Below are 13798 nucleotides of genomic sequence, written 5' to 3'. Positions count from 1 at the left end.
ATTAAAAGCCAGATAAATACCGGCTGTATTGAATCATTCTTAATACTGATGGACGAATTTTTTGCTCGGTCAGCGGCGTATTATCATTCTTAGAAGGCTTCGAGTTCACTTCGAGCAGCCATACGCGGCCGGACGTATCGACGGCAAGGTCGATACCCAGCTCTCCAAAGTGGGCAGGGATATGCTGGTCGACGCCTTCAGCAATTTCGAGTGCGGCTCGCTGCAAGCGCTCAGGCGCTTCTTGCCGGGCAATGAGAAGATTCGATTTGCCGATCGCTTCCTTCACTGTGCTGAGCGTGCCGCCGCGGGCAAGATTTGAAACGAAGTGTGCGCCGCCTGCTGTTCGGGCCACAATGGACGTAATCATCCATTTGCCGGAAGCATTTTTTTGCACCAATGCACGAAAATCTACGGGACGCTTCGCAATATCGATGAGCTGCAGCCCTTGCTGGACCTGGTAACGAACGGTTTTCATCTTCACATTAATGGAGGAGAACAGCTTCACGAGAGAAGCGAACTGCTGCTTTCGTGTACCGGCCGTTGTAGTGAACATCGCTTGGTAGCCTCCACCATCGGTGCGCGTAATTTTGATGATGCCTTTGCCGAGGCTGCCGCGAACCGGTTTGAGGAAAACCGATTCGTATTTGGAGCACATCGCCTTCAGCATCGTGTAGTTACGCAGCAGATGGGATTCGGGCAAGTAACGGATGAGCTTATGGTCACCCTTGAGCGCATCGAACACCTCATGCTTGTCGAGAAACTTCTCGTTGAATACTTGAGCGGAGTAGCGCATCTTGATTTCTTTTATGAACTGCTGCACATTTGGTTTGTTCTCGAGCTTACGTGAGGTGAGCCGATTGTTGACGATATCAGGGTACGGCAGCGATATTCGTTTCCATGCATTGTTGAATACCCAGCCCTCTACCGTATCTGAGCTGTCGGATATCCCGTTTGGTGTGAAAAAAAACACGTGCGCGCCCTCATCCGCACAGCCGTCAACCAGTTCCTTGCAAAACATCGTAATGGAGCCGAACGGCCGATCCGGCAAATTCGGATAATCGCGACTGATCAATACACCGATAATCGGACCTAGCGAAAGGGTAGACGTTTTCTCGGAATAATGCATTCGCAGCGTAGTGCTGCTTGCGAGACCGATTCGCCGGGCAAGGCTTTGATTGATGCGCATGCCGTCATAGCGAGCGACAGATACGACCTTGATCGGCTGGCGATAAGCGCCAAGCCGAAGGGTGATCGGCTGGGCTGTTGGGATTTTCCACTGCTTCAGGTAAGATTCACCCAGCATGATCGCATCGTCCGGCAGAAGGCCGAAACTGACCGCATGGACGGCGACTTTGGATTTGAGCATCGTAAATCTCCTTCCAAGCGGGAGCATGACGTTGATTAGAAGGGCATAGGTGTTTTACCGCATACGAATTTCCATATAAGTTTCAGATTGTACAGGGGAAAAACAAATTCTGATTGGCGATAAAAACGACCTCATGCTTACGAAGCGGCCTTGCTCCGCAAAGCCGTAGGTCGCTCATCTTCGAACGTCCTCGATAGAGGCTTTTATCACACGAATTACTTCATCATATGAGGACATCTATCCCTTGGTGATTGGCCACATTGCGACTTTCTAAGAAAGAAGACCGATTATGAGCCCAACGTTTTGCTAAATTGCGCGTTCACAAAGTACGTCATAAACATTTGATTACAATATCTTGGCTGAGTGGTGTACACAGTGGTATGATCGAATAAGCATGATGCAACTTGCGGTCATTAGGAGTGGATGAAGATGAACGTATACGATAAGGCTTATGAGTTGGCGAAGTCACTGCGTGAATCGGCTGAAGCACAAGCGCTTCAAGCTGCTAAGCGGTCTGTAGATGGTGATCCGGATGCCAAGCGTTCGCTGGAGGGCTTTATGGAACGGCAGCATATGCTGCAGCACCAGATGATGAGTGGCGAAGAGCCGTCCCCAGGCGAGCTGGAGCAGATGAACAAGCTGTATGAGTTGTTGACGCTTAATCCGCTGATCAGCCAGTATTTTGAAGCGGAGCGTCGATTCGCTGTTCTGTTTGAGGATGTCAATCGAATTCTTGGCGAAGGTTTGAAGTCACTGTTGGATTAGTTGCCGGTGGATGTGGACGAACGGTCTATTGCATCATTCGACCGCATACGTTAGTAGGGACAAGCGCGCCTCTATGCCGAACAAGGTAATAGAAGTTGCCGCTAACGCCTACTAGGCGAATGCGAGGAGGATTCCAATGACCGGAACAATCCGCAACGTAATTTATTTGGCTGTCGCGATCGCGATGGTGCTGTACGCGCTGCCTCGTATAGAGTTTGGGCAGAGCTGGACGCTTAGTACGGTATTCGGAATTGTGTGGCTTGGCTTTGCACTCATTGTGATCAGCGCACAGCTGTATCAATTGTTCGGCGTGAAAGAAGCGACGAAGCGGCGGTTGGCGCAAATTAAGCGCGAAAGGGCTGCGATGTGGGAACGTCGCCTGCAGCAGCCTATTCAAGCGCAAATGCGCTACCGTCGTTCCAAACAATGAGTCAAGGCCCGATGCCCGGTGGGTGCCGGGCTTTTGTTGTGTATGATGCGTTCGCATGAGCAGCAGGATAGGATCATAACAGGGGGCTGTCAGCATGACGAAGAACGGAGGAACGGGCATCGACAGCGATGCCGCTCTGACGAAGCACGAGCAAATATTAGCAGCAATTGAACAGCTGGAGGTCGGCTCCAAAATATCAGTACGTGCCATTGCCAAATCGCTTGGCGTAAGTGAAGGCACCGCCTACAAAGCAATCAAGGAGGCGGAGGCTTCCGGCATCGTCAGCACGCGGGAGCGCATCGGTACCGTTCGTATCGAGAAGCGCAGCAGAGGCAACTCGATTCAGCTGACGTTCCGCGAGGTTGCGGAGATGGTCGAAGGACGTGTTCATGGCGGCGAGAATGGTCTCGACAAAACGCTGAACAAATTCGCCATCGGCGCAATGGAGCTCGACGCGATGCTCCGCTATATCGACGAGGGCAGCCTGCTCATCGTCGGTAACCGCGAGAACGCACACCGTGTCGCTCTTGAACAGGGAGCAGGCGTGCTTGTTACCGGCGGTTTTGCCCCTGGCGAAGAGATGAAGCGGCTGGCGGACGAGCTGGAGCTGCCAATCATCGTATCTCGCTATGATACGTTCACCGTCGCTTCGATGATTAACCGGGCCATGTATGACCGGCTCATTAAGCGTAAAATTATGCTGGTCGAAGACATCGTTGCGATGAGCAAGCCAGCACAGGTGCTCCGGCCGACCGACACGGCTGCCGACTACCATAGGCTTGCTTCCGATTCAGGCATTTTCCGCTTCCCGGTTATCGACGAACGTGGGCGTGTCATCGGCATGATGGCAAGCAAGGATGCGGTTGGTTCGTCAGATGATCAGACCGTTGATAAGCTGATGACAAGGCATCCCATCACGATCGCTCCGAATATTGCAGTCATCTCGGCTGCTCATACGATGGCGAACGAAGGCATCGATCTGTTGCCTGTCGTCGACCGCCATCGGAAGCTGCTTGGCGTTGTGAGCCGCAAGGACGTCTTGGATGCGATGCGCTATGCGGGCAAGCATCGGGAGACAGGACAGACGTTCGACGATCTGATGTGGGAAGGGTTCGTCCAGGAGGAAGTCGAGGAAGGCGTCGATCAGTACGAGTACCGCTATACGGGCAAAATCATGCCGCAGATGTCGGGTCCGCTCGGAACGGTTTCCGAAGGTGTATTGTCTGCGCTCATGATAGAGGCGGCAAGACGGTTCGTTCGTATCGTCGGCAAGCATGATTATGTCATTGAGAGCTTGACGACCTATTTCATGCGCCCCGTTCAGATCGATAGTGATATTAGCATTACACCTCGAGCGCTCGAGATTGGACGCAAGCTGTCCAAGGTGGAGGTTGAGGTCGCAGACAGCCGCGGGCTAGCGGCGAAGGCTATGCTGACTGTACAGACGATTGAGCCATAAGGTTATCTCTATATACACGTTGCTTAGCGTGGCGTGGAAGAGAATAAGAGCGGAGGCGATTGTAATGGCATCAGGAGCGGAAATAAACAGTAAAGAACGGTTCTCGAATCGGGTAGACGCGTATGTGAAATATCGACCAAGCTATCCGCCAGAAGCAATTGCACACCTTTACGATACGATTGGCTTCGGTAAAGACAGTATTATCGCTGACGTAGGTGCGGGTACAGGCAAATTCTCCGAGCTGCTCTTGTCGCAAGGCAGCCATGTCATTGCCGTTGAACCAAATAACGAGATGCGCGAGGCCGCGTTACAGAAGCTTGGAGCGAATCCACACTTCCAAGCGGTGTCCGGTTCTGCAGAAGAGACCGGGCTTCCGGATCAGTCCGTCGATTTTGTCGTATGCGCGCAAGCCTTCCACTGGTTTGATCGCATTGCTGCACGGCAGGAGTTTGCCCGCATCCTGAAGCCGGGCGGACAAGTTGTCTTGATCTGGAACTCGCGCATCATTAGCGGTACGCCATTCCGCGAGTCCTATGACCGTCTTCTCCATACGTACGGCATCGACTATGCGAAGCTGATGCACAAAAATATTTCGCCTACTGACCTCGCTGCATTCTATGCACCAAAGCCGATGGCAGAGGCAAGATTCATTTACGGCCAATCGTTCGACTTCGATGGACTAAGCGGCCGCCTGCACTCATCCTCCTATGCCCCTACACCAGACCATCCTAATTTTGAACCGATGATGAAGGAGCTGCGGGCGATCTTCGACCAGAACGAGCAGGACGGACTCGTCCCATTCGAATATGAGACGGAAATTTATTGGGGCGAGCTGTAAGGAGTCATTCAGCACAAACTGGAGGTTTAAAAAAAGGGTTGAGCAGAAGTAATACGCTGCTCAACCCTTTTTTATTCAACACATTAGCATGCTCGAACGAAAGTTGTGCCCCACAGGGGCACGCGTCTCCCGGCAGGCAGTAACTTTTCCGCGTCTCTGCTACTCCAACGTTTACCCTTCCGGGGTCCCGGGGTTGGGAAACCCCGGGGGTCCTCCCTAGCAGGGAGGATTTAGGTGGGTAGAACTCCTGATTTAGGTGGGTAGAACTCCCGATTTAGGTGGGCTAGAACGCTTGAATGGTTAGGAATGTAACGGGGTCAAAGGGGCGAAGCCCCTATATCCCCTATCCACGCTTAACAAGCTGCCGGTATGTACTCTGATTGCGCAAGCCTGCGAAAATATTGAACACGCCAAGCACGAGCAGAACTGCGCCGATAACGACCTTCAATGTAGATCCGGAAAAGGCGAGCATCTGGAAGAGAGCGATCATAATGAGCATCGCGCCCATGCTAATATTCATGCGTGCAGCGTAGAGCCCGCGGACGAGCGGATCGGTCGAACGTCTGGATTTGAAGCTGTAAACAACAGAAACGACCGAGGATACGATAACGGCTATGGTCAACAGCCAGTGCAGGATGTACATGGTGTGCAGCTCCTTCGTACTTAATAGCCTTATTGTAGCATAAAAGGGGGCAGGCCCCGCAATGACCGCACAAGGGAATATAGGGCGGTATTTTACAGCAGCGCACGCGGCTTGCATGCAATGATCAGCAAGATTAAATCACGGGCGCATTAATCAGCTTGCGCAGCTTGTCCTCCGTTGGCGAAGCAGGTGCGGGCGTGTAGACGCTCAGTCGCAGGTCGGTTTCGCCATGCTGCTGCAGCGAGCTTAGCTGGAACTGCATTTTGCCCGCCTTCGCATGGCGAAATTCAATAATAACTTCAGGCGCCGTACTGACACGGCTGCGTTCCCATAGCGGTTGAAAGTCGGGATGCTGCGCGGACATTTCACGTAGAAACTGTTCGTACCAGCTATCTTCGACGTATTGTCCGTAATAGGAGCGGAAGATCGCGAGATACCCGCTGGCGAAGTGCTCCCAGTTAATCGCAAGCCGTTTCAACTCCGGGCGGGAGAATAGCAGCGAGATCATATTCCGTTCCTCTACTGGAACGAGTCCGAAGTCGAGAAACACATGTGCTGCCGCTTCATTCCACCCAACAATCCGACATCGCCTGTCGGATACGATAGTGGGGCAATAACGCAGCTCCTTCAGAATGTGCAGCAGGGAAGGAGACAGCTCTGGCACTGGCTCAGTCCGAGCAGTGGAGATTGTGTTCACTCCACTCCCGGCGTCAAACGCCAACGAGAACAAATAACTGCGTTCATCTCGCGTTAACTGCAGCGCGCCTGCCACCGCATCAAGCACCTGAGGAGAAGCTTGAATATCTCGCCCTTGTTCCAGCCACGTATACCAAGTTGTGCTCACGCCAGCTAGCTGAGCAACTTCCTCTCTCCTCAGCCCTGCTGTTCGTCTGCGTGTGCCAACAGGAAGACCAACGGATTCGGGTGACAACTTCGAGCGCTGAGTTTTCAAAAAAGCGGATAAAGCGGCCAGACGTGCAGCATGATTCATCGTTCGCTCCGCCTTTCATCTATGAATTCGTCATTCGTTACGCTAAGTAGGTAGAGGTAGTAATAGTACTCATTATACTAGGATAACCAGCAACTTGTAATAGGATAACCCCTGTGACATGATACTTAATACCAGGTACTAAGTCAACCGGAACGAAACGAAGGAGATGATTCGAATGGAACGAGCAGTTGTAACGGGTATGGGAGTTATTACACCTTTGGGTCATGATACGGCATCGATGTGGACCCGATTAATGAAAGGTGAGTCGGGTATTCGTGTTATCGAAGGGATGGATACGAGCCGGCTGCGCAGCCGAATTGCAGGTGTTGTGAGTGGCTTCGATGCGGAAGGTCGATTCGGACGGAAGGAAGCGCGCAAGATGGACCGCTTTGTTCAATTTGCATTAGCGGCGGCAGAGCAAGCGATAACGGACTCTGGACTCAATATGGAGCGGGTTGATCTTGAGCGAGTAGGCGTTTATGTCGGCTCTGGCATCGGCGGTCTCAACACGCTGCTGGAACAGGACGGCACTTTAAGGGAGCGTGGCCCTGAGCGGGTATCTCCGCTGCTTGTCCCCATGATGATCTCGAACATGGCGGCAGCGACGATCAGCATCCGGTACGGTGCGCTCGGACCGACATTGTCGCCAGTTACAGCATGCTCCATTGGCAATACAGCGATTGGTGAAGCGCTGCGGCTTATTCGCCTTGGTCTTGTTGATGTTGTCATTGCAGGAGGAGCAGAAGCAGCGATTACCGAGCTGTCCCTAGCGAGCTTTGGCAATGCGACGGCACTATCGACGCGTAATGACGAGCCGATGAAGGCAAGCCGCCCGTTCGATGAGCAGCGAGATGGCTTTGTCATGTCAGAGGGAGCGGGCATTATCGTACTTGAGTCGTTATCGCATGCGAAGCGCCGGGAAGCTCACATTTATGGTGAAATAACAGGCTATGGTGCAAGCTCGGATGCTTACCATATTGTTGCCTCGCATCCTGAAGGGGCAGGCGCGCAGCTCGCGATGCGACATGCATTAGCGGATGCTGGCATTACACCTGATGATGTGGACGTGATTAGCGCTCATGCAACAAGCACAGGGGTTGGTGACCGTTCGGAGGGGCAGGCGATCGGCCGTTTGTTCGGGGAACAAGCAGGGCGTATTCCAGTCACAGCGAATAAATCGATGCTTGGCCATATGCTCGGTGCGGCAGGCGGCGTAGAAGCGGTTGCGCTCATCCAGAGCCTCCGTGAGGGCATCGTGCCTCCAACAGCCAATCTGGAGCAGCTGGATGCTTCATGTGGGCTGACGAATGTTCCGAATCAGGTGGTCAAGCAGCCGCTGAACATCGGCTTGTCCAATTCATTTGGCTTCGGGGGACATAATGCGGTTATCGTGGCGAAACGATATGAGGAATAATCGAGAGATGTGAGCTGGCGTGCAGCGCTCGGAATCGATTCGCGTAAGGGTGGTAAATCCACACGAATGATTGATATACATGGTCATTGTCACCGATAAGTGTGGGAAAACTGCGCTTACCGATGATCCGTGATTAGTTTGCGAGGCGATTTAAGAGATTAGGAGTGGTTATGCCGCTCTTAAATAGGCTAGTGAATGTGACCTGAACAAATAAGAGCGGCTGAGCCGCTCTTATTTGTGTACGATCTCGATCATCCAATTCAGCACAAAATTTACGACAGGAAAAGGATGCTCCGTTTTGGCTTGTTAGCTGGCTTTCGCAGGTTGATGCCGATCGATCAAGCCGGAGGCCGTTCATATACAGTTGCGCGCGCCCATACTTGCAGCACGTTGTCGACGACGAGCACGGTTAGGATGCTAACCCTGTAGTCGGCACCACGAATGCCGGCGTACAGTTTGTTTTTCAACAGTGTGCGCGCCATATCGGCATTCTCGTCGATGGAGTAGATGCTTTTGCCGATGAAAACAGACAAATCTTCTTTCAGCCGCTTCTTCAGCTCAGTCTCTACGAGCACGTTGAGCGGTTTGTCTTCATCTTCAATGTAGGGGACGATGCTCTTAATTACAGTGTGCTGGTGCTGCAGCTTCTTAAGATCATCGATATCGCGTCCGCTTTGCTCCAGCTGTTCTTTCAACTGCCCGTTCAATCGGACGACCGTATTGAAATTGTTCATGAAGATGGAATGATAGACCGCTGCGCCGATGACGCTGCCGAGCAGCAGAACGACGCTGTATCGGACATATCGGTAATATCGTTCGAATGGGGGGACACGCATGTTAGTAGGCCCCTTTGCATATCGCCTTGATAAGCTCTGTTCCCATATGCGCTCCTAGGAATGAACAGATGATATAAAAGATTTGGACGGCAACTGGCGACAAATTACCTGCAAGCATGTTGCTCTCAATGACGCGCATCGGATCAATAGAGCCGCCGACCGCGGCGACGATCGCCCATATTTTGAGCTTAGTAGCTGTCTCTATCATGTAAACTGCCGGGGGAGCTAGTACAAATACAGAGCCTATTCCCGCCAGCATGGAACCGCCAACTACGACTCCGAAAGCGATCATCATATCAACAATAGCCTTAGCTAGAACGCCATTCAGCATCAAGTGCTTCCTCCTGTTCCCCGCAGCCGCCATTCTTGAAGGGACGGCTCTCTTTGGCCTGTCCGGCCATTGCTATATTGTATGGGCCCATAGGGGGTCAATATGATGAGAAACTTTTATCGGAATGTTCGAAGATGAGCGGCAGCGCTAACTTCACGGGAGTACCGGTTATCAAGGGTGGATGCAAGATTCGAAGTCATTTTACTTTCTGTACATATTCGTGATCTAAAGCGGATTTTTTGAACAACCTCTATAAATTCTTATGTGGTAAAATAGTCATATTCGAGCTATTGCACGGCATGGGAGGTCAGAGACGTCATGAACGCTACAGAACAAGGACGAAATCGATTCGTGCATTTGCACGTACATAGCGAATACAGCCTGCTAGATGGCGCAGCACGCATTCGCGAGCTGGCAGCAAGGGCGGCGGAGCTTGGGATGGATGCGCTTGCGCTCACCGACCACGGGGTCATGTATGGCGCCATACCGTTCTATAAAGCGTGCCGAGATCACGGGATCCGGCCGATAATCGGCTGCGAGGTTTATATGACGGCAGGGTCGCGTTTCGATAAAGGGACGAGGAAAGAGAATCCGATCTATCATCTGATTCTGCTGGCGAAGAACGAGACAGGGTATCGCAACTTGATGAAGCTCGTCTCGATCGGCCAGCTGGAAGGGATGCATTACAAGCCGCGCATTGACATGGAGTCGCTGGCGAACCATGCGGAAGGGATTATTTGCTTAAGCTCCTGCCTTGGCGGGGAGGTTCCGCAGCATCTTCTCCACGGCAGAAACGAGGAAGCGAAAGCTGCTGCGCAGCGATATCAAGCGATTTTCGGCGACGATTATTATATTGAGCTTCAGGATCATGGTCTGCTGGAGCAGCGTAAAGTGATGCCGGAACTGATCACATTAGCACGTAAGCTAGGGATCAAGCTGGTGGCGACGAACGATTCCCACTACTTGCAGCCAGAAGATGCTGCAATGCAGGACGTGCTCATCTGTATCGGGACAGGCAAGACCGTTGAGGACGAGGATCGGCTCAAAATAGCTACGGACCAGCTTTATCTGAAGAGCGCCGACGAGATGGCTGCGCTGTTCCGTCATGTGCCGGAGGCGATTACGAACACGCTCGAAATCGCGGACAAATGCCGCTTGGAGCTGACGCTTGGAAGAGCTGCGCTGCCAACGTTCCGGCCAGTGCCGGAAGGCATGTCGAGCGCCGATTACTTAGCGGAGCTGTGCCTCAGTGGACTGGAAGAGCGTTACGAGGGTGCACCTAGCGAGGCTGCCAAAGAGCGTCTGCACTACGAGCTGTCAGTCATTGAACGGATGGGGTACAGCGATTATTTTCTCATCGTGTGGGATTTCATTCGATTCTCGCATGAACGCGGTATCCGGACGGGTCCGGGCCGGGGTTCGTCTGCAGGCAGTCTCGTTGCGTATGTGCTGCATATAACCGACGTTGATCCTCTGAAATATAAGCTGCTCTTCGAGCGCTTCCTGAACCCGGAGCGGATATCAATGCCCGATATCGATATCGATTTCAACGATGAGCGCCGCGATGAGGTCATTGCCTATGTGAGCGCCAAATATGGCGAAGAGCATGTCGCGCAAATTATAACGTTCGGTACGATGGCCGCAAAGGCTGCGGTTCGCGACGTTGGTCGTGCGATGAATGTGCCGTACGGCGAAGTTGACCGTGCTGCGAAGCTTATTCCGAACCAATTGGGAATTACGCTTGAAGAAGCGCTTCGGATAAGCACGGAGCTGCGGGATGCTTGCGCGAAGCAGCCGCGAACGGATGCGCTGCTGAAGATGGCGATGAAGGTCGAAGGGATGCCGCGCCATGCGTCTACACACGCCGCGGGTGTCGTCATTTCGCAGGAGCCGCTGACGCATTACGTGCCGCTGCAGACAGGGACTGAGCGGACAGCGCTCACGCAGTATTCGATGGAAAATTTGGAAGCGGTCGGTTTGTTGAAAATGGATTTTCTCGGCCTCCGTACATTGTCAATCGTCGAGCGTACGCTGCGTTGGGTGAAAGAATTGTACGGCCGAGACATTGATTTTCGCCATGTTCGCGACGATGATCCGTTAACTTACGCGATGCTTGGACGTGGCGAAACGACGGGCATTTTCCAGCTGGAGTCGGCTGGTGTCCGCCGCGTGCTGAAGGAGATGAAGCCTTCGGCATTCGAGGATATCATTTCGGTGCTTGCGCTGTATCGTCCGGGTCCGATGGAGTTTATTCCTAAATATATACAAGGCAAGCATGGTCTTGTAGAAGTGAGCTATCCGCATCCTTCGCTGGAACCGATTCTGGCCGATACGTATGGCATCATCGTCTACCAGGAGCAGATTATGCAGATCGCGTCTTCGATGGCTGGCTTCTCGCTTGGTGAAGCGGACCTTCTCCGACGTGCTGTTTCGAAGAAAAAGCGCGAGGTGCTGGATGAGGAGCGGGCGCATTTTGTAGCGGGCAGCTTGAAGCAGGGGTATTCGGCAGACGACGCCAACCATGTCTACGATATGATCGTTCGGTTCGCGGATTACGGTTTCCCGCGTGCGCATGCGGCTGCTTACGGTGTGCTTGCGTTCCAAACCGCTTATTTGAAGGCGCATTATCCGATCCCGTTCATGGCATCGATGCTGGCCTCAGTAACGGGCAACCAGCGTAAGACGGCGGAATATGTGGACGAATGCAGACGGATGGGCATTCCCGTTCTACCGCCAGATGTTAATGAGAGCGGTGTGACGTTCACGCCGGTGAAAGGGACGGCTGGAATTGTTGGGAAAGAGTCTGTGAATGGCACTGATGTTGCGGATACGGTGGGGGCGCCACAGGCAGGATCGGGGCACGAGAACGATGGATCGGCAGGCGCGATCCGGTTCGGCCTCGCTGCGGTGAAGAACGTTGGTACGCAGGCGATTGAATCTATTATGAAGGAACGGGCAGAAAGCCCGTATGACAGCTTGGCTGATCTGTGCCGGCGCGTTGATCTGCGTGTCGTGAACAAACGCGTCATGGAGTCGCTCGTCATGTCAGGAGCTGCGGATTCGCTGCCTGGACATCGGGCACAGCTGCTTGGTGCGCTTGATGAAATTGTGGAAGCGGCTGCCAAATGGCGGAAGGATCGGGAGGAGCTGCAGCTGGACCTGTTTGGCTTCGAGGAAGTCATTAACTGGGAGGTCGAGCTGCCAGAAGTGCGACCGTATACGACGGGTCAGAAGCTGGAGCTGGAGCGCGAGCTGCTTGGCTTGTACTTGTCGGGTCATCCCATCGACGCAGCGGAGGAAGCGCTTGAGGCGCATGGTGTCGATCGACTCGTTGATCTAGCTGAGCAGCCGGATGGCACGCTGGCTGTGCTGCCTGTGATGGTTGTCTCGATGAAGCCCATGACAACGCGCAAAGGCCAGGCGATGGCGTTCCTTGAGGTCGAGGACCGCATCATGCGCGTCGAAGCGGTAGCGTTCCCGAACTTCTGGAAGCGGCACGCGGACAAGCTCGAGAAAGGCGGCATCGTGCTTGCGCTTGCCGCCGTGCAGCATCAGGAAGACGACTTCAAGCTGCTGCTCGAAGACGTCGTCCCGCTAGGCGGCCCTGACCCGAATCTTGCGGGTCAGGTACGCCGCCTGCGGCAGCAGGCGCGCGTGCGATCGCCGCGCGCCGCTGCCGAGGCCCCGGCGCGCGCAGGCGTCGCCGCGCCGGGGCCGGCTGGCGCTGGCACAGCCGCCGCCGCTCCGCGAAGCGGCGGCGGCAGCAGCGCCAGCGCTGCGCGGCAGCCTTCGGCAGCCGCGCCACGCCGCGAAGCGGCGGCACCGCCTGCGGGGGCGAAGCCCGCAGGCGAGCGGCCCCCGCAGGGGGCCGAAGGCGGGGCGGCTGTGCAGCCCCGCCAGGCGCCACCCGCTAAGCGTGCGCAGCGGGTGTACGTCAAGATCGCAGCCGGACGCGAGCATTCGTCCGTGCTGGAAAAGCTCAAACAGCTGCTCGTCTCGCATCCCGGGCCGCTGGCCACGGTCTTGTTCTACGAGCGCGACCAGCGTATGCTGGCGCTTAGCGAGCAGTACAGCGTCAAGCCATCGCCGGAGCTGTTCAGCGCCGTAGAGGACCTGCTGGGAAAAGGCGCCATCGCGGTCAAATAGGGGCGCTCTCGCCTCTATTGACCCCGTTTTCTTTTTCAATATTTAAAATTTCTAGAGTTCTACCCACCTAAATCCTCCCTGCTAGGGAGGACCCCCGGGGACTAAGCGTATGCTTCCGATGTGGTTTCCTTACGGAAACCTGTACCCCAGGACCCCGGAAGGGTAAACGTGGGATTGTAAGAGGCGCAGGTGAGTGACTGCCTGCTGAGACTCGCGTGCCCTTTCAGGGCACAGCTTACTGTTTTTTTTGTAGTTCAAAGTACGAGCAAAGTAAGTGTACTGAATCCACGCTTATTCATGGTATTCGTGTCATTACTAGCCAATAAGTGCAGCAAAACCGCACCTATTGCAGCATTTGGTACAGAAAAATGCACCTGGAAGTGAAATAAGCGCAGTTTAACATTACTTATTTTGGAGTGCTACGATAAAAATGCAGTCGAAAAACACCCTCGTATGAAATAAAATGAAAGCTGACGAGGGGACGGGAGACAATGAAACGGTACGACAAAGTATTTAAAGAAGAAGCAGTAAGATTAAGTGATGAGATTGGACCAAAGAAAGCCGCCGAGCAATTAGGCG

At 53.7% G+C, this 13798-nt stretch carries 11 protein-coding genes; 6 read left to right on the top strand and 5 right to left on the bottom strand.

Annotated features, from left to right (window positions below; genetic code table 11):
* Position 1 precedes the first annotated feature (1 nt).
* Positions 2-1366, bottom strand: a complete 1365-nt coding sequence (locus DFQ01_RS28780) for a YheC/YheD family endospore coat-associated protein (RefSeq protein ID WP_110047383.1) — start codon at positions 1364-1366, stop codon at positions 2-4.
* A gap of 429 nt (positions 1367-1795) precedes the next feature.
* Here DFQ01_RS28780 and DFQ01_RS28775 point away from each other — a divergent pair, with 429 nt between their 5' ends.
* The 4 genes from DFQ01_RS28775 to DFQ01_RS28760 all read left to right on the top strand — a co-directional run bounded on the left by DFQ01_RS28775 (position 1796) and on the right by DFQ01_RS28760 (position 4858).
* A complete protein-coding gene (locus DFQ01_RS28775; RefSeq protein ID WP_110047382.1) occupies positions 1796-2131 on the top strand; it encodes a YlbF family regulator in 336 nt (111 codons plus the stop codon).
* A gap of 136 nt (positions 2132-2267) precedes the next feature.
* Positions 2268-2561: a hypothetical protein gene (locus tag DFQ01_RS28770; protein ID WP_110047381.1), complete on the top strand. Its 294-nt coding sequence runs from the start codon at positions 2268-2270 to the stop codon at positions 2559-2561.
* A 94-nt stretch (positions 2562-2655) separates the two neighbouring features.
* Positions 2656-4020: a DRTGG domain-containing protein gene (locus tag DFQ01_RS28765; RefSeq protein ID WP_110047380.1), complete on the top strand. Its 1365-nt coding sequence runs from the start codon at positions 2656-2658 to the stop codon at positions 4018-4020.
* A 64-nt stretch (positions 4021-4084) separates the two neighbouring features.
* Positions 4085-4858 carry a class I SAM-dependent methyltransferase gene (locus DFQ01_RS28760; protein WP_245946924.1) on the top strand — a complete coding sequence of 258 codons (774 nt, stop codon included), beginning with the start codon at positions 4085-4087 and terminating at the stop codon, positions 4856-4858.
* Between the two features lie 343 nt (positions 4859-5201).
* Here the strand turns inward: DFQ01_RS28760 and DFQ01_RS28755 are convergent, their stop codons facing one another.
* Together DFQ01_RS28755 and DFQ01_RS28750 are read right to left on the bottom strand one after the other, a co-directional pair.
* Complete coding sequence (locus tag DFQ01_RS28755; RefSeq protein ID WP_110047379.1) at positions 5202-5501, bottom strand: YtpI family protein; 300 nt, start codon at positions 5499-5501, stop codon at positions 5202-5204.
* Between the two features lie 133 nt (positions 5502-5634).
* The gene (locus DFQ01_RS28750; protein ID WP_110047378.1) at positions 5635-6492 is read right to left on the bottom strand and encodes a helix-turn-helix transcriptional regulator; all 858 of its coding nucleotides are present in this window, start codon (positions 6490-6492) and stop codon (positions 5635-5637) included.
* A gap of 175 nt (positions 6493-6667) precedes the next feature.
* On the opposite strand from DFQ01_RS28750, the gene fabF reads away from it, so the two are divergent.
* The gene (fabF, locus tag DFQ01_RS28745) at positions 6668-7906 is read left to right on the top strand and encodes a beta-ketoacyl-ACP synthase II (RefSeq protein ID WP_110047377.1); all 1239 of its coding nucleotides are present in this window, start codon (positions 6668-6670) and stop codon (positions 7904-7906) included.
* A 338-nt stretch (positions 7907-8244) separates the two neighbouring features.
* Here the strand turns inward: fabF and DFQ01_RS28740 are convergent, their stop codons facing one another.
* Together DFQ01_RS28740 and DFQ01_RS28735 are read right to left on the bottom strand one after the other, a co-directional pair.
* Complete coding sequence (locus DFQ01_RS28740) at positions 8245-8742, bottom strand: sporulation membrane protein YtrI (protein WP_110047376.1); 498 nt, start codon at positions 8740-8742, stop codon at positions 8245-8247.
* A gap of 1 nt (position 8743) precedes the next feature.
* Positions 8744-9073, bottom strand: a complete 330-nt coding sequence (locus tag DFQ01_RS28735; protein WP_245946923.1) for a YtrH family sporulation protein — start codon at positions 9071-9073, stop codon at positions 8744-8746.
* Between the two features lie 318 nt (positions 9074-9391).
* On the opposite strand from DFQ01_RS28735, the gene DFQ01_RS28730 reads away from it, so the two are divergent.
* The gene (locus DFQ01_RS28730) at positions 9392-13219 is read left to right on the top strand and encodes a DNA polymerase III subunit alpha (RefSeq protein ID WP_110047375.1); all 3828 of its coding nucleotides are present in this window, start codon (positions 9392-9394) and stop codon (positions 13217-13219) included.
* Positions 13220-13798: the final 579 nt, after the last annotated feature.

This window comes from Paenibacillus cellulosilyticus (assembly GCF_003182255.1).
Lineage (GTDB): Bacteria > Bacillota > Bacilli > Paenibacillales > Paenibacillaceae > Paenibacillus_T > Paenibacillus_T cellulosilyticus.
This window is presented reverse-complemented; position numbering and strand designations above follow the sequence as displayed.

Excerpts from the sequence above, each read along its gene's own strand:
- DFQ01_RS28780 (WP_110047383.1), bottom strand. The coding sequence starts at position 1,366 with ATGCTCAAATCCAAAGTCGCCGTCCATGCGGTCAGTTTCGGCCTTCTG.
- DFQ01_RS28775 (WP_110047382.1), top strand. The coding sequence starts at position 1,796 with ATGAACGTATACGATAAGGCTTATGAGTTGGCGAAGTCACTGCGTGAA.
- DFQ01_RS28770 (WP_110047381.1), top strand. The coding sequence starts at position 2,268 with ATGACCGGAACAATCCGCAACGTAATTTATTTGGCTGTCGCGATCGCG.
- DFQ01_RS28765 (WP_110047380.1), top strand. The coding sequence starts at position 2,656 with ATGACGAAGAACGGAGGAACGGGCATCGACAGCGATGCCGCTCTGACG.
- DFQ01_RS28760 (WP_245946924.1), top strand. The coding sequence starts at position 4,085 with ATGGCATCAGGAGCGGAAATAAACAGTAAAGAACGGTTCTCGAATCGG.
- DFQ01_RS28755 (WP_110047379.1), bottom strand. The coding sequence starts at position 5,501 with ATGTACATCCTGCACTGGCTGTTGACCATAGCCGTTATCGTATCCTCG.
- DFQ01_RS28750 (WP_110047378.1), bottom strand. The coding sequence starts at position 6,492 with ATGAATCATGCTGCACGTCTGGCCGCTTTATCCGCTTTTTTGAAAACT.
- fabF (WP_110047377.1), top strand. The coding sequence starts at position 6,668 with ATGGAACGAGCAGTTGTAACGGGTATGGGAGTTATTACACCTTTGGGT.
- DFQ01_RS28740 (WP_110047376.1), bottom strand. The coding sequence starts at position 8,742 with ATGCGTGTCCCCCCATTCGAACGATATTACCGATATGTCCGATACAGC.
- DFQ01_RS28735 (WP_245946923.1), bottom strand. The coding sequence starts at position 9,073 with ATGCTGAATGGCGTTCTAGCTAAGGCTATTGTTGATATGATGATCGCT.
- DFQ01_RS28730 (WP_110047375.1), top strand. The coding sequence starts at position 9,392 with ATGAACGCTACAGAACAAGGACGAAATCGATTCGTGCATTTGCACGTA.